The following is a 16,484-nucleotide window of genomic DNA, read 5'->3' on the forward strand; positions in this document are numbered from 1 at the left end:
GAGTGAATGCAGAAGATCCTCACCTACACCCTTCTTTACTTTATACCAGCGGCTCTGATAGCCTACGGCATATGGCAGAACCTACTGGCACTGATAATAGGGCTAGGGTGGATCGGCTCATCCTTTGTAATATTCGAGATTTCCAAGGGTAAGGATTAACCCATTATTTTGGATATTTTATCTCCGTAATAATGGATATTCTTCACGGCAATTCCACTTTTTTCCCTGACCATGGAATCTCCACCCATCAGGGCAATGCCAACCGCAAGGGGTTTTTTGTATTTCTCATCACGAATGTAAACTGCCTCGCCCTCCTTGATTTCAAGATCCGCATCCACTATCCCCGCTGCAAAAATATTGGCCCCATTTAGGACATGTTTCACCGCACCCATGTCCACGGTCACATATTTCTCAGAAGGTGCATTTTCCAAAAGGAGAAGCACGGTTGGAAAATACTTGCCTTCGTACCTGAAATACGCTGGCACACCATCCACCAGTATGATCTCATAATCTCCCTCAACAACCTCGTATGTTCCATCCACCCATACGCTCATGGCAAGATTATTTTTTATTTCCTTTATCTTTTTCTTTCTTAGATGGTACCTCTTCACTCTTGCTCACCTCCTCAAGCCTTTCAAGAGCAATCTCTGAACCCATACCTGCCGATATCTCAAAGCATCTCTTGGCTTCCCTTATCTCACCAAGTGCAAGGTACGCCTCACCCATAAAATAATAGGCCTCACGACTCCTTATTCCCTTGAAGACATCTATGGCCTCAGCGTATTTTCCCATATCCAAAAGAAGGGTTCCAATTCTCAATTGGAAATCAACATCATTTGGATCCATTTCAAAATGCCCATCTCCCAGAACGTATTTTATGAATCTTCGCTCCCTTTCAAAAATAGATCCTTTCATATTCCTTATCACATCGTAGGCATCCTCGAACCTGCCCATGCTCTCCAGAGCAAGACATTTGTAATACGCCACCTCGTCCTCCCCATTCATATTCAAAATCTCCTCGTATCTCCCAAGTTTAAATAAAATTCTCGCCTTAATACTTTCTTCCCCATCCTGTATCGCCTCTTCGTACCTGCCCATCTTTATGTAGATTCTTGCTCTGTCTTCAGCATCGCCCCTGTTCAGAGCAATTTCGTAGTACTTGAGTGCCTCCGCAGGATACCCAAGAAAATCATATATATCCCCGATAAGTTCCGGGGCTTCCACAAGGGTTGTATCCCTATCCATAGCAATCTTCAGAGATTCTATTGCCTCCTCGTACCTCTCAAGTTTGTAAAGTGCAAAGCCCCTCCAGTACCAGGTCTCTCCATAATCTGGATTCAAATCTACGGCATTTTCAAGACATTCCAAAGCCTCCTCATATTTGCCAAGTTCACAGAGGGCATGGCCCTTGGCGTGCCAAGCATAGTCAAATCTCGGGTTTATGCTGAGGGCCTTCTCATGGAATGGGATGGAATACCCATGCATATGCATCCTGTCCAGAGCGTTGCCTATGTTGTTCCAGGCAATCTCGTAATTTGGATTCACGCTGACGGATTTCATAAAATATGGAATGGATTCCATATAGTGCCCAAGGTTGTAGAGGGCATTGCCCATATTGTTCCAGGCAACTTCATCCCTCGAATCGATCCTCAGCGCGTGCCAGTAATCTGCCACCGCAGCACTTAGTTGTCCCATTGCATGGTGCGTGTATCCCCTATTGTACCACGCCTCCTTATAGAAGGGGTCAATCTCCAATGCACGATCGTAGCATTTCAGGGCCTCTCCGTGGAGACCCATGGTAAACAGGAGAAATCCCTTGTTGTTCCATGCCTCAACATTTTTTGGATTGAGTTCCAGGGCTCTATCGTAGAATTCAAGGGCCTTATCCTTTTCTCCCCTACCGAAGTAAATGTTGCCGAGAACAACAAAATATGAGTCCTTCTCTCCCTTCTTCATCAACTCTCTCAAAACCTTCTCTGCAAGGTCATAGCCCTTGGCATTCACAAGGGCAACGGCAGATAGGTACTGGAAATTCTCATCCTTGAATTTCTTTAACCCCTCTCTTATGATCCCTCTAGCCCTCTTGAAATTACCCATGCGCACATAGAGATCGGCCAGGGATAGGTAAACCTCAGGAAAGGAGGGGTTCAAAGATAGAACCTTGAGATAGGATTTTCTTGCCCTCTTATACTCTCCAGTGGCATAGTAGGCATTACCCAGATAAAACCATATTTCGTGGTTATTTGGACTTTTCTTCAGGGCAATTTCAAGATGCTCTATGGCCTCCTTGTAATAGCCCTCCATCATCAACTCCAATGCCCTTTCGATCTCACCACCATTTCCATTTTCCACGAATCTACCAATGCTTTTCTTCTAATAATATTTTCCGTAAATAAAAACACAAAGAGTTAGGAAAAGCGGATAAAAATTGAAAGAATCACTTCTGTGCACGTCTCATTCCCCAGGCCTGTCCCTTGCGCATTATGTGTATTCCGAGGATGAAAAGCACATACAGGGAAACCAGAAGCAAACTCATATACAGTCCAGGTCCCACAAGATACCTCTCAAACAGTCCGATGGGATACTCCTTTACGGCGGATATTGAAAGGGTTGAATTTCCAACGTGCATGGTCACATTGTATATCCCTCGAGGAAGTGATAGTTTGAAGTTGTACAGAGTTGAATTTCCCTTCACCGTTCCCTTAACCTCTCCCCTCTTTAACACCTTGCCCGAATCTATGTTCTTAACCACGTAACTCAGATTTTCCTGGGTTGTGCCGTTGTAGGTGGCTGTGATTTTGAATACGGCGCTCATATTTGAGGTGGAATAGGGCTCGATAACGGCCTTCAGAGAATCATTTTCAAAATTGCCCTGAGGTATGGCCCCAACATGGTAGGAAAAGGCAAGAAAGAACAAAAGGACACCTAAAATGATGGCAGGTACCCCGTATATGGCACGTTCCTTGGTTCTCCAAACCTTCAAAACCTTGAAAATGAGGAAAACAAAAATGGGGGATGCTATGGTCAAAACCCAAACATTCATGGAGCCAAATACAACTGCTGCGGAGATAATAAATCCTGCTATGAGTTTGCCGTATTTTGCCGGGAAATCCATGATCCAGATTAAGTCCAAATTGTATTTAAACTATCCTAAACCCTTCTTATGCGCGAGATGCCATTAACCTTCTCAACATGGTAAACGACATCTGCGAGGTTCATGAGTTCCTTCTCATGACTCACAATTATCACCTGATCAGTTTCCATTTTATCAAACACGTCCTTCAACTTGTAAAGCTGGTCCTTGCTGAATCCATCCGTGGGCTCGTCCAGTATGAGAAGGTTTGATCTCAGACCCAAACTCTTCTTCACCATGGTGTTCAGGGCAAGACGGTATGCGAGGGCTATTGATGTTCTCTCTCCCCCGCTTAGCGTGTTAAGAGGCATATCAAACCTCTGGTACCTTATAATGGGCCTGAATTTCTCATCTATCCAGGGTTCATAATCGCTCTCCCCCAAAAGTTCGTAAAACCACTCTTCAAAGAGAGATCTGAATTCCTCATTTATGGCAAGAAGGCGCAGGTTCTCAATATCCTTGAGTGCCTCAACAAAATCATGCTTGAGCCACTCTCCAAATTCTCCCCTTCTCTTCAGAATCTCAAAATCCCTTTCCAGCTCTTCTACTATCCTTTCCTTTCCCTTAATATCTTCCTTCAACTCGGCAACAAACATCTCCTTCTCCGAGATCTTGGATTTTAGAGAACTTACCCTCTCTCCCGCAGATCTGTAACTCTCCCCTGTGCTTCTGTACAGATTTTCATCGTAGTTCAGAGATTGAATCTCTTCCTGCATCTTCCGAATTTCCCTCTCCAAGTAAACTATCTTTTCCTCATGCTCTCCCATCCTCTTTCTCAGAGCATTCTCGCGCTCAATACCCTTCTTCAGAGCCACGTATTCATTCCACAGAGGACGAAGAGATTCAACATTCTTTGAAACTTCCTTCAATTCCATGGACACCTTTTCCAACTCTTCCCTGCTGAATGGAGGTATGGACTCACGCATCCTTTCAATTTCATTCCTGGCCCTTTCAGCATCCTCCATCTCCGTTCTAACATTCTTTATCTTCTCTGCCAAACCTGCCAGTTCTCTCTGTAAATTCCTAAGTTCTTCCATTCTCTTCCTTATGTCCCTCTGCTCCTTCTTCAACCTGGCCTCTTCACTTGCCAGAGCAGATAGGGCCTTTTTCAGATCTTCAATTCTATCCATGGTCTCCTTTATAAGTTTATTCTTGTGCTCCTCTGTGAGAGGTCTCTTGCATTTCGGGCATACCCCACCGAGCGATTTTATACTTTCAAGTTCCTCTTCAAGTTCTCCAATCTTCAAAGTTACTGAATGAATCTTTCCCCTGACCGTTGCTCGCTCATCCTCTATTTCCTTATATCTCTCCTCAAGTTCATCAATCTCCAGAATCCTTTTCCTAAGTTCACTTTCCCTTCCGGAAAGTTCAGAGAGTTCTTTTTTCAGCTCCTCAATTTTGGATACCTTCTCCTCCAAAGATCTGATACGCTCCATCACCGCCGTGTACTTCACCTCAAGATCCTTGAGTTTTTTGAATTTTTCCTCAAGAGTTGCTTTTTTGCTCTCGTATTCCTCATACTTCAGCGCCCCACCCTCAATTTCCTTTAAACGGGATTTCATTCTTTCAATATCCTCAAGTTCATCCCTCTCGCTTTTCAGGGTATCTCGCAGGGCGCTCAGATTCGCCTCCATAGATCCAATTCTGAGGCGGAGAGATTCGTATTTCTTGCGCAGATTCTGAACCTCCTCCCACTCTCTTTTCTTCTCCTCCAGAATCTTAATCGCCTCACCATATTCTTTCTTCAATTTCAAAATTTCATCTTCAATTGCCCTAACATCCCCCATCTTTTTCTCAATATCCTCTCTTATACGGGATATCTCTTCCATCTTGGTCCTTGAGGTACGTCCATCCGACTGGAGAGTTCTTCCAACCTCTTCAGCGTTATCAGCCGCAACTTTGTATTCATCAAGTTTGAATATCTTGCGTATAACCTCAAGACGATCCTCATCGCCACCCTCAAGAATCTCCTTCATTGTTTCCTGGGGGGTGTAGATGGCATATTTCACCACAGGCAGGGATTTTCTACGGCTGCTATCCACATCCACACCCATAAGACGTAGAACGTAGTTGCGCACCTGGGTGGAGGTGAGTTTGATTTTCCCATCAGGGGTTAACACGTAGGATTCGGTGTTTACTATTTTTTCTCCCTTTTTCTCAAGGGCACGGTGTATCGTATAAGTTTCTCCCTCATGCTCAAACACAACTTCCACATAACCCCTGGATGCACCCTTCCTGAGAAGACGTTCGTAAAATTCCCTGGTTGAATTCCCAAAAAGTGCAAAATCTATGGCCATGAGCAGTGTGGTCTTACCGCTACCTATATCTCCCTCGAAAAGGGTTATACCCTCACCGAGTTCAATGTTCTGATCAACGTAACTCCTTATGTTTGAAAGATGTACGTTTCTTATGATCATGCTCCCACCTCATAATCAAAAATCGTCTTACCGGGTTTTCTCTCCTGATTCCTGTCATTCTTATCCTCCTCACCCTGCGTCTGGCTCAAATGATCAACAACCTCGTAGATCTCGGTGGTCAGCCTATCATAGTAATCGTTCTTGTGCATGCCCTCAGGCTGCCTGTTTCTTAGAATTTCAAATACCCGTCTCGTGGTTTGCAACCCATACTTTGAAATCTTTTTGAATACCTCATTCTCTATCTCCTCGGCAGTTTCAGCCACCACATTCGCCCTCCTCCTCTCCGCACTGCTCAGAGCATAGGTGTTGATCAGAAGGTCAAGGGCCCTTTCCTTTATGCGTTCCCTTATACTGTGAAAATCTATATCCCCAACGGCACCACTTCTCAGTTTTCCCCTTATCTTCAGAATGACCACCTGTCCCTCAAAATTTTCATCTGCAAACTCTTTCAATTTCTCCTCCAGTTCCACAGCGCTGAGCCCGTCGGCATTGATTATCTTCTTGTATATCCTGCAGACCTCAACGGGCACAAACCTGGGATTGAAGTCCTCAACTATGAAAAATCCACGCTCCTTGAGCATATCTAGATCGTTGTAGGTGGCTCCAAAAAGCGCCCCCGGATAAATAAGGGGGCTACCTCCAACATCACTTTTAATTATTTCGTGTAGATGCCCTGCAGCATAGTAGTCAAAACCCGGGGGGAGCAGGGACTTTGGAAGAGCATACTTATCAGGGATATAGGAGGGTTTCACCTCACTTATTGTTGTGTGAAACACGAATATTTTGGGGTTTGGAACGCTTTCAAGGTATTCCCGATCAATATGCTCAAAGTACTCAATTTCCTGGGCAGAGCTGAGCCCGGACATGCCCACGATGCTTACTCCCGTTTCATCCCTCACGGGGTTAAGCCTCAACTTTCCATCAACGACTTCGTAATTCACCACCTTCCTGAATAGACCCGTGGAGGCAAGAACATCCATGAGAGATGTGCTCCCTGCAGAAAAATCGTGAGAGCCGTAAACTGTGTAGATCCCTATTCCATTCTCAACCGCCCTTTTCATTATTTCTACTGCTCGCTGAACTATACCCATATCCGGAATGGGGTTGTGGAAAAGGTCTCCCGCTATGATAATGAAATCAACCTGCTCCTCTATACTTTTCACTATGGCCCTTTCAAAGGCTCTCACATTGAGATCCCTGAGCACTGGATTCTTGCTGAATGCCCCAAGATGCGCGTCGGCTATGTGCGCGAATTTCATAGTTCATAAGATATGGCAGGTGTATTTAAGGTTATCCACGTAGTAATTTTTTTCATTTGTCGAGCAAAAAATTTAAAAATACCGGGAGCATCGCAAAGATTATTACCCAATTTCTCATGCTTTAAGCATGCGAGCACTCATAAGCGTGTCTGATAAAACTGGGCTTGAGGATTTTGCCAGAAAACTCATCTCTTTAGGCTATGAAATCATATCCACAGGTGGCACCTATAAATTTCTGAGGGAGCATGGCATCCCTGCAACAAGGGTAGAGGATATAACTGGATTTGGAGAGATGCTCGGAGGACGTGTGAAAACATTGCACCCCGCGATCCATGGTGCGATTCTGGCCAAGAAGGAAGAAGATCTTGAAAAATATGGAATCAAGGGAATCGATATGGTGGTGGTGAACCTATACCCATTTGAAAAATACAGGAATGCAGAAGAGGAGGAAATGATTGAGAACATAGACATTGGAGGCGTTGCCCTTCTCCGTGCCGCTGCGAAAAATTATCACCGTGTTATTGTGGTCTCATCTCCGCATCAATACCAGGAGGTTGTGGATCTACTTAAGGATGAGAGACTCACCCTGGAGAAAAGGAGGGAGTACGCGCTGGAGGCCTTTGCAAGAACTGCAAGTTACGATGCTATGATCTACAACGCTCTGTGGAACAAATTCATGGATGGTATGCCAGAGCATTTCATTTACGCTGCGAAAAAGGATATGGTGCTCAGATACGGGGAAAATCCACATCAGAGGGGCGCGTTTTACAGAGATGGCTCTGTTGAATGGGAGCAACTCCACGGCAAGAAATTATCCTTCAACAACATAAGGGATATGGACGCTGCGTGGAACATGGTTATGCAGTTTGAAAAACCCGCTGTGGCAATAATAAAGCATGCCAATCCCTGCGGAGCAGCCCTTGGAGATAATGTGAAGGAAGCCTATCTAAAGGCATTGGAGGGTGATCCCATATCGGCCTATGGAAGCATAGTTGCCTCCAACAGAACGGTGGATGTGAATGCGGCTGAAGAGATGAGAAAACTGTTCATTGAGGTGCTCATAGCCCCGGATTTTGATCCCAATGCCCTGAAAATTTTAGAAAGAAAGAAGAACATAAGAATAATAAAAATGAGAAGATGGGAGAAGAAAGGATACGACATAAAGAGGGTTGATGGTGGGGTGCTGGTGCAGGAATGGGATACGAAGAAATTGAAAAGGGCTGAATGCGTATCCAACCGTATGCCAACGGAGGACGAGATGCGAGACCTGCTTTTTGCCTGGACAATGGTTCGCTTTGTTAAGAGCAACGCCATAGTATTCGCCAAGGATGAAATGCTGGTGGGCGTGGGTGCAGGGCAGATGAGCAGGGTGGATGCTGTGAAGATAGCCGCAATGAAGGCAGGTGAAAGGGCAAGAGGAGCGGTCATGGCCTCAGACGCTTTTTTCCCATTCAGAGATGCCATCGATGAGGCCCATAAAGCCGGCGTGACTGCGATAATCCAGCCAGGTGGTTCAAAGAGAGACAAGGAGGTAATTGAGGCCGTGAACGAACATAATATGGCAATGCTCTTCACAGGATTCAGGGTGTTCCTTCATTGAGGTGGGTATACATGCATCTCACAAAACATGAGGAAAAAATTCTGGACGGCGAGATGGGAGAGGGTTACGCAAAGATGATGAAAATTCTTGTTAAAATAGGAGAGATCTATGGTGCAGATGGGTTAATTCCCATAAAATCCGCTCAAATCTCAGGCGTGTCCTACAACACCATTGGTGAGCATGGATTGCATTTCCTTAAATCCTTGGAGGGTGTGAGGGTTAGGGTCCCAACAACACTTAATCCCCTGGCCTTTGATGAAAGGTACATCGATCTCCTGAAGGTAGATCCCTACATTTACAAAAGGCAGATGGAGATAATTAAGGCATATGTTGATATGGGTATTAAACCCACAGCAACCTGCACTCCCTACTATTACGATAACGTTCCTAAATTTGGAGAGCATATAGCATGGGCCGAGAGCTCCGCTGTGATATACGCCAATTCCATAATAGGTGCAAGGACAAACAGGGAGGGAGCAGTTACGGCATTGGCGGCAGCACTAATTGGAAAGACACCAAACTATGGATTGCATTTGGATGAGAACAGAAGGGCAACTCATATTGTTGATGTGAAATTCAAGCCCGAGAGTGAGGATTTCCCTCTGATAGGACTGCTCATAGGGGAGAGCATAAATGGCATTCCCTATCTCAGATTTGCAGGCTCAAACGATGATTTCAAACTCATGGGTGCGGCCATGGCAGCATCCGGAAGCATATCAATGTATCACGTTGAAAATTTCACTCCAGAATTCAAAAACGCCCTGAACGATGAGGTTGAGCGAATAGAGGTGGAAAAGGCAGATATTGAGGGAATGAAAAGGGAAGTGGATGTGGAACTCGTGGCCATTGGATGCCCCCATGTTTCCCCCTCAGAACTGCGCAGGATTGCAGAATTTTTAAAAGGCAAAAAAAAGAGGAAGAATGTTCAACTCTGGATATTCATGGCGAGAAGTGTCTGGAAAAGGCATGAAAATTTAGTTAAATTGATCGAGGAATTTGGAGGCAAGGTAATGGTTGATACCTGCGTGGTTGTGAGCAACGCTGGCAAGATATACAAAAAAATAGGTACAACATCAGGCAAGGCCGCATTTTATCTGAGCAAGGAAAAATTCGGAGGTGCCGATGTTGTGGTTTCAGACCTCTATACACTGCTCAGGAGCGTGGTGAAATGATTCTGAGAGGGCGTGCAATTCTGGAGGGAAACGTTGAGGGAAGTGTGGTAAAATTTGATAGGCCCATCGTGATCTTGGGGGATGTGAACGAGAGGGAAGGCACAATATTGGGCAAGAAAATAAAGGGAAGGATCGTTGTGTTTCCCAGAGGTGCAGGAAGTACTGTGGGTTCCTACACAATATACGGATTGAAATACTATGGAAATGAGCCCCTCGCATTCATACTTCAGGAGGCCGAAACCATTGTGGCTGCAGGGGCCATTATGGCGAATATCCCCACTGTGGATAGGATAAACGTATCGAAAATAAAAGATGGAGATAGAGTTAAGGTTTCTGGAAATACGGTGGAAATCCTGTGATTATCTTATCTCCCCATCCACATATTTCATTATCTTCTCAAGTTCAAAACTCTCTATTTCCTCCATGTTGAAGAACATATACGCATTTTTCTCCTTCAACTTCTCCTTTATTCTACGGAGAATTTCCATTAGAGAATCCAGAGAGTTTATGGCCAGAAGCAAATCAAAGCAATCGGCCAGAACCAATTTCCCACCCCTCTCTATAAATCTGATGATCTCACTCTCCAGTTTATCAATCTCCTTTGGCTTTATACTCTTTCCAAAGGGAACGTAGGATATCCACAGAGTTTGCACATTTTTCAGATCGTACTCCTTTTTGACTTCCTCAGGGTTGTCCTTGGTAATGAGCAATTTTTTCTCGTTCAAAATCTCTTCCGGGACGCTATCTATCATTTTTCGCAGATCCCCTATGACCAGATATAGATTGCCTCTCTTCATTCTCTTCTCCTTCATCTTCACGCGTATGGGTGCACCACAGAGGGGACAGTACTCATCTTCTGGGGATAGTTCCGCACCGCAGAATGGGCAGTATTCCCTGCCCTTTACCTTCTTTGATTTGAAGGCCGTGGAATAAATATAATCAATAATCTTCCTGGCCATATTAAGGGGTATTCCGGAGATTTCCGCCAACTCTTCTGGTTTGGTCTCCATAAGTTCGTATATGCTTCCGAATCCCAAGTTAAACAGCAACTCTGCACGGGACTCGTCGATTCCGGGTATGCTCTTGAAAGCCTTGATGACCCATTTTTTGAACAGAGGATTTATCCCGATGGTTATACGATACCCCATGATGGGCCATTCAACGACGTATCCATACTCGGGGATGTAGTACTCAACATTTCTGGCCAGGCACTGTTGCTTGATCTCGTCCTCGTACCCCTTTATCATCTTTATTACCTCAGAATTTGCATAAATATTCACATCCACCAGATCGTCAAAATCCATCTCTATATCCTTTCGCATACTGTTTATCCTTCTCACGATCTCCCTAACCAGCCGGATCCTCCTGGTTGATGCATCTCTCTCGGTGTAAACATACAGCTCTCCATATTTTGATTTTAACTCCTCATAACCCTCGGGCACCTTTTTCAGGTATCTCACCATCTTCGGGGTGATTTTTATGAGAAAGCCCTCCACTCCAAGAGTGTAACCGCCCTTTTCCATGGCATCCATAACTTCCTTCACGTTCTTTCTCCGAAGCAGAAATGATATCTTGGGAGCCCACGCGCGGTATGCTGCACTTATCTCCTCAATGTTGGGCTCTATCTCAATTTCCATCTCATCCCATTCCCTTACAGCGGTCAGTGCAAGAATATTCTCAACCCTGAAAATATAGGGCCTGAGGTCATTTATATCGCCTGCATACTCAGACACAAAAACAACCTTCTTAAGAGGCTCTCTCAGTGGTATGTTATTCCTTTCTCTGTATTCCCTGAGAAGGGTTATCACGTCCCTCAAAACCTCCACACTCTCAACCTCGGGATAATCCTCAAAGGATAGAATGATTTGGTCGATGCCCAATCTATCCATCAAAGATGTGGCAAATTTTGGAAGATAGGGATAGAGCAAAGTGAGAATATCCCCAATCAGATCCCTGGCCAGCGGGTCCTTTCTCTTGAGAGGTACATAAAAATGAGAGATATCATGGAGCACATAGTTGTAAAATATATCAAAGGCCTCCTCAATTTTACCCTTCTCAACCAATTGCACTATGCTTTTTTTAACCTCTTCGTTCTTCCAGAGCGCCCAGTAATCAACATCATTGTACTCATCGCTCTGACCATAAATTTCAACGTACCTCACAATATTTTCAACCACTGATTTTAATTTTCTAACCTTTCTCAAGTCCTCCTCGTTTACCTTTCCACGCCTTTTCATCAAAAGAACACATTCCTCATCCTCGGCTGGTTCATTCATCAAATCATGCGAGAGTAAGATGTTGTGGTTAAAGAGATAACCCCGATAGAGTCTTAAGATGCCTTCAATAGCCCTTTGCACACCCACTCTACGAGTATGCACAAAACTCATATCCACGGGATGGTGCAATTCATGTACGTATGCACCCAGTGCCCCAAGTTCAGGCCTGAGCATGAACCTTCTCTCCATTATGCCTCCACACACGGGGCAATCTCGGATCTTCTCACCGTACTCAATGTGACCACAATTTGAACAGTGTAGCACAGGCAATTTATAGGAACCGCTTGGGGAGGATAGCTGAATTTTCAACTCCTCGTCCTCCGCAAATAAAACTGGAATTTTCCTCTCCACTAGCACGCTTCCACATTTGGGGCACACATGGATGGGCTCAACCCTCTTGAAGGAATAAATGAGCGAATAGGATGAAATTTTGGATTTGAGATGCAGTTCCTCCACATCACCCTTCCTTATCACTCTGGAGTTTCCTTCACCAAGGATGACATGGGATTCAAAATTGATTTTTTCCAATGTGCTTCTCTCCACCTTTTTTACCTTACCCTCTGGAACTTCAAGTTTCTCAATCAAAATATCCTTGAGATGGGAGGGGGTAAGCCATTTCTCATCGGGAAAGGATACAAGAATTAGATCCTCTGCACCAATAAAAACCCCTACCGCTTCTTCCCCAGATTCCATTTCTCCAATAAAATAGGTTCTTCTCGCAACTCTTATTTTCACAAGATCCCTTTTAATTTCCCTTTCAATTATCTTTATCTCATGCGATTTATAGTACTCATCACACTTCTCGCAGTAGTAATTCTTCAGGTAATGAACCTTCAATTTTTCCATATTGTAGAGTTCCTTTATCAGGCGGTCAATCTCATCAACGTATCTATCCGCATAAATTACCCTTGCATATGGAGCCCTTTCTCTCAATTTCTTAAGATAACTCTCACCTGAGTGAACCACGAAGGTTATGGGTTTCTCCTTTCCAAGGATCTCATAGAATCTGTGGATAAAATTAAAGTGAATAATCTCATCTAATACAGAATAAGATAGGGTATCGTATATGGGATACGAATACAGGCCTCGATTTTTTTCCACGTGAGTATATTCCTATTCCACGATATATATTTATTGGCTCCTGAAAGATAAGTTATAAATAAATAACCCACATGCAAGTTTATGTTTCACAAGGTGGCAGAGGTACTTTCAGATGATTTCATAGGAAAGGAAGTTAACCTTCGGGGGTGGATTTACAGGAAGAGACGTATGGGAAAGATCATTTTCGTGGTTCTCCGGGACTCTTCAGACATAATCCAGTGCGTTGTTGAAAAGAAAAAGATAGGTGCAGAAAAATTCAAGGAACTTGATAAGGTTGGAGTGGAATCTTCCATAATGCTTAGTGGTTCTGTGAGAAAGGAACCCAGGGCTCCCACAGGATATGAAATCGATGTGAATGCCATTGATATCATTGGACCCTCATACATGTTTCCCATAACCAAGGACAAGAGCGATGAATTTCTACTTGACAACAGACATCTCTGGCTCAGGAGCAGGGAGATGAACGCCATCCTTAAAATAAGGCACACAGTTTTTGGTGCAATTCATGATTACTTCAGGGAAAACGGGTATTATGAGGTACAGGGACCCATATTCGTCACAGGTGCCGTGGAGGGGGGATCAACCCTTTTTGAAGTTCCCTACTTTGGCAGAAAGGCATACCTAACACAGAGTGCGCAATTCTACCTTGAAACCTTCATATTCTCACTTGAAAGGGTATATACCATCGCTCCCAGTTTTCGCGCGGAGAAGAGCAGGACCAGAAGACATCTTACAGAGTACTGGCATGCAGAGGCAGAGGCAGCATGGTACCACAACGATGATATGATGAGGGATGAAGAGGAACTCATCGTCCAGATAATTCAGAGGGTTTTGGACGAGCGTAGAAGGGAACTTGAATTTCTAAACAGGGACATAAAAATCCTGGAAAATATAGAGAAGCCCTTCATCCATATGAAATACGAAGAACTCATTGAATTTGCCCAGGATGAAGGAATTGATATTAAGTACGGCGATGATCTTGGTGCAGATGAAGAAACTGCAATCACAATGAAGTTTGACAAACCTATTTTTGTGACCCACTATCCAACATCCATAAAACCATTCTACCACAGACCGGATCCCGAAAATCCGAAGGTTGTTCTGTGCCATGACATGCTTGCCCCAGAGGGATACGGAGAGATCATCGGCGGAGGGGAGAGAATATACAAACTGGATGTGCTTCTTCAAAGAATGGAAGAGGAGGGCCTAAATCCAGAGAACTACTACTGGTACGTGGACCTCAGGAAATACGGAAGCGTGCCCCATGCGGGATTCGGCCTCGGTGTGGACAGGCTCGTGTGGTGGCTTGCAGGATTATCGCACATAAAATACGCCATACCATATCCCAGAACAATAAGAAGGACAAAACCATAAAAGAAAAAATGATTGGCGTTTAACGCCATTTACTCTGTTTCTTCTTCAATTTCTTCCACAGCATTTGTGTTTTCCAGTTCCTTATCAAATCCCTCGGAGGCAAGTTTCTCTGCAAAATGGCAGGCTACAAAGTGCCCTGGCTCAACCTCCACAAGAGGAGGTTCCTTCACATCGCACAGACCCTTCTGGGCGTATGGGCAGCGAGGCCAGAATCTGCATCCTGGAGGCAGGTTTATTGGGCTTGGAATCTCTCCCTTAATTTCCACACGACCATGCTTGTGATCGGGATCTGGCACAGGAACAGCAGAAATCAGTGCCTTTGTGTATGGATGCATGGGGTTGAAGACCACATCGTCCGAGTTGGCCATTTCAACTATCCTGCCCAGGTACATCACCGCCATCTTATCTGACATGTATCTGGATACCGCAATATCGTGGGTTATGAACAGGAATGGTATACCGTACCTTTCCCGCAGATCAAGCATAAGGTTCATCACACCTGCACGAATGGAGACATCAAGCATGGACACTGGCTCATCGGCCACTATGAACTTTGGCCTGAGCACTAGGGCCCTGGCAATTGCAACACGCTGTCTCTGACCTCCGCTCAGCTCGTGAGGGAACCTATCAAGGTACTCCTCTGCAGGTCTCAATTCTGCATCTTCCAGAGCCTTAATCACCATTTCCACCCTATCGTCGTAGGTATCACCTATGCCATGTATAAGCAAAGGCTCCATAACGGTCTTCTGCACTGTAAAGCGAGGATTCAAGGACTCGTAGGGGTCCTGGAATATCATCTGCACGTTTCTCCTGTACTTTTTCAGCTGCTTACCCTTCAGTTTTGCGATATCTTCACCCTCAAAGAGGATGTTTCCTTCAGTTGGATCCTCAAGCCTCGTGAGAAGCCTGCCCGTGGTGGTCTTACCGCATCCGGATTCTCCCACAAGACCCAGGATTTCTCCACGATGAATATCGAAGTTTATTCCGTCAACGGCTTTAACGTATATGGGTTCACCCCAGAACTTGAACATTCCCGCGTGCAGTTCAAAGTACTTCTTAAGGTTCCTCACACGGATAACCACTTCACCGTTATTCTCTTCACTCATTTCTCTCACCCCCGCCCAATTCGCCATAAAGCTCCTCTGCAAAGTGACACTTGGAATAGTGTCCGGGAGCAACTTCAACCACCGGTGGTTCCTTTTCAAGGCATATATCCTTAGCATAGGGACAGCGAGGTGCAAATCTGCAACCCTTGGGTGGATTCGCAAGATCAGGTGGAGAGCCAGGTATGGCCTTGAGCCTCTTCTTCTCACCCTTTATGTTGGGGAACGCGTTGAGCAATGCCTCCATGTACGGGTGAGCAGTTTCCTTGAATACCTGCCTCGTGGAACCCGTCTCAACGAGATGCCCGGCATACATAACGGCCATTTTATGGGCCATCTCTGCAACCACACTGACATCGTGTGTGATCAGTATCATGGCCACATTTTTCTCCTTCTGCAACCGAGCCATCTCACCAAGAATCCTATCCTGGGTAACCACATCCAGGGCGGTGGTTGGCTCATCCGCTATTATCAAATCAGGATCCAGGGCAAGGGCCATGGCAATCATGGCCCTCTGTTTCATACCTCCACTATACTCATGGGGATAGTTGTCAATTCTATCAACAGGTATACCAACCAATCTGTATAGTTCCTCAACCCTCTTTCTAGCTTCCTGTTCACTCACATTCTTATGGGTGAGAATTGCCTCAATTATCTGATCTCCGACCTTGAAAACAGGGTTGAAGGCGTTCATGGCTCCCTGGAAGATCATCGAAATCCTGGCCCATCTATACTTTCTCATCTCCGGATGATACTCAACAATTTTTCTGTATCCGGGGAATTTCTTGCTGGGCACGGTACCCACTTGAACCAGATCCTTCCTGTCAAATATTACCTTGCTGCCCTCTTTTATGTATGCATTGCTGGCAAGAAGCTGGGTTATTCCGTAGCCGGTGGTTGTCTTACCGCATCCGGATTCTCCCACCAGACCCATGGTTTCTCCCTTTTCAAGTTTAAAACTAACACCATCCACAGCGTAGACCCAGCCAGCCTGAATCTTGTAGTGTATCGAAAGGTTCCTAACATCCAACAGTGTTCTTGCCATTTTT

The 16,484-nt window shown here is 45.0% G+C and carries 13 protein-coding genes; 5 read left to right on the forward strand and 8 right to left on the reverse strand.

All coding sequences use genetic code 11. From position 1 onward, the window contains the following. Positions 1-6: 6 nt before the first annotated feature. Positions 7-159, forward strand: a complete 153-nt coding sequence (locus AC0S1O_RS00330; RefSeq protein WP_475393779.1) for a hypothetical protein — start codon at positions 7-9, stop codon at positions 157-159. Here AC0S1O_RS00330 and AC0S1O_RS00335 read toward each other — a convergent pair. The 5 genes from AC0S1O_RS00335 to AC0S1O_RS00355 all read right to left on the reverse strand — a co-directional run bounded on the left by AC0S1O_RS00335 (position 156) and on the right by AC0S1O_RS00355 (position 6,809). Beyond that, positions 156-611, reverse strand: coding sequence for a DUF1947 domain-containing protein (locus AC0S1O_RS00335; protein WP_475393780.1), 456 nt, complete (start codon positions 609-611; stop codon positions 156-158). The genes AC0S1O_RS00330 and AC0S1O_RS00335 overlap by 4 nt on opposite strands. Then, entirely contained in the window at positions 562-2,352 is a 1,791-nt protein-coding gene (locus AC0S1O_RS00340; protein WP_475393781.1) for a tetratricopeptide repeat protein, read from the reverse strand. The genes AC0S1O_RS00335 and AC0S1O_RS00340 overlap by 50 nt, the downstream gene beginning before the upstream one ends. A gap of 85 nt (positions 2,353-2,437) precedes the next feature. Next, positions 2,438-3,115: a hypothetical protein gene (locus AC0S1O_RS00345; RefSeq protein ID WP_475393782.1), complete on the reverse strand. Its 678-nt coding sequence runs from the start codon at positions 3,113-3,115 to the stop codon at positions 2,438-2,440. A 35-nt stretch (positions 3,116-3,150) separates the two neighbouring features. Further along, on the reverse strand, positions 3,151-5,550 hold the full coding sequence (locus AC0S1O_RS00350) for an AAA family ATPase (RefSeq protein ID WP_475393783.1): 2,400 nt from the start codon (positions 5,548-5,550) through the stop codon (positions 3,151-3,153). Further along, the gene (locus tag AC0S1O_RS00355) at positions 5,547-6,809 is read right to left on the reverse strand and encodes a DNA repair exonuclease (RefSeq protein WP_475393784.1); all 1,263 of its coding nucleotides are present in this window, start codon (positions 6,807-6,809) and stop codon (positions 5,547-5,549) included. The genes AC0S1O_RS00350 and AC0S1O_RS00355 overlap by 4 nt, the downstream gene beginning before the upstream one ends. Before the next feature lie 127 nt (positions 6,810-6,936). Between AC0S1O_RS00355 and purH the strand changes: the two genes are divergently transcribed. From purH to AC0S1O_RS00370, 3 genes are read left to right on the forward strand one after another with little or no spacing between them, the layout of a single operon-like run. Then, positions 6,937-8,409 carry a bifunctional phosphoribosylaminoimidazolecarboxamide formyltransferase/IMP cyclohydrolase gene (gene purH / locus AC0S1O_RS00360; RefSeq protein ID WP_475393785.1) on the forward strand — a complete coding sequence of 491 codons (1,473 nt, stop codon included), beginning with the start codon at positions 6,937-6,939 and terminating at the stop codon, positions 8,407-8,409. Positions 8,410-8,420: 11 nt separating this feature from the next. Next, positions 8,421-9,581, forward strand: a complete 1,161-nt coding sequence (locus AC0S1O_RS00365; RefSeq protein ID WP_475393786.1) for an aconitase X catalytic domain-containing protein — start codon at positions 8,421-8,423, stop codon at positions 9,579-9,581. Beyond that, positions 9,578-9,940 (forward strand): aconitase X swivel domain-containing protein, encoded by a 363-nt coding sequence (locus AC0S1O_RS00370; protein ID WP_475393787.1) that lies wholly within the window; start codon positions 9,578-9,580, stop codon positions 9,938-9,940. Before AC0S1O_RS00365 ends, AC0S1O_RS00370 begins: the two co-directional genes overlap by 4 nt. Here the strand turns inward: AC0S1O_RS00370 and AC0S1O_RS00375 are convergent, their stop codons facing one another. Beyond that, positions 9,941-12,958, reverse strand: a complete 3,018-nt coding sequence (locus tag AC0S1O_RS00375; protein WP_475393788.1) for a DUF835 domain-containing protein — start codon at positions 12,956-12,958, stop codon at positions 9,941-9,943. 81 nt (positions 12,959-13,039) lie between these two features. Between AC0S1O_RS00375 and asnS the strand changes: the two genes are divergently transcribed. After that, positions 13,040-14,332, forward strand: a complete 1,293-nt coding sequence (asnS, locus tag AC0S1O_RS00380) for an asparagine--tRNA ligase (protein WP_475393789.1) — start codon at positions 13,040-13,042, stop codon at positions 14,330-14,332. Between the two features lie 29 nt (positions 14,333-14,361). Here the strand turns inward: asnS and AC0S1O_RS00385 are convergent, their stop codons facing one another. After that, on the reverse strand, positions 14,362-15,438 hold the full coding sequence (locus tag AC0S1O_RS00385; RefSeq protein ID WP_475393790.1) for an ABC transporter ATP-binding protein: 1,077 nt from the start codon (positions 15,436-15,438) through the stop codon (positions 14,362-14,364). Next, the gene (locus AC0S1O_RS00390) at positions 15,431-16,480 is read right to left on the reverse strand and encodes an ABC transporter ATP-binding protein (protein ID WP_475393791.1); all 1,050 of its coding nucleotides are present in this window, start codon (positions 16,478-16,480) and stop codon (positions 15,431-15,433) included. Before AC0S1O_RS00390 ends, AC0S1O_RS00385 begins: the two co-directional genes overlap by 8 nt. Positions 16,481-16,484: the final 4 nt, after the last annotated feature.

It is taken from the genome of Candidatus Aciduliprofundum sp. HYA1 (genome assembly GCF_056175085.1).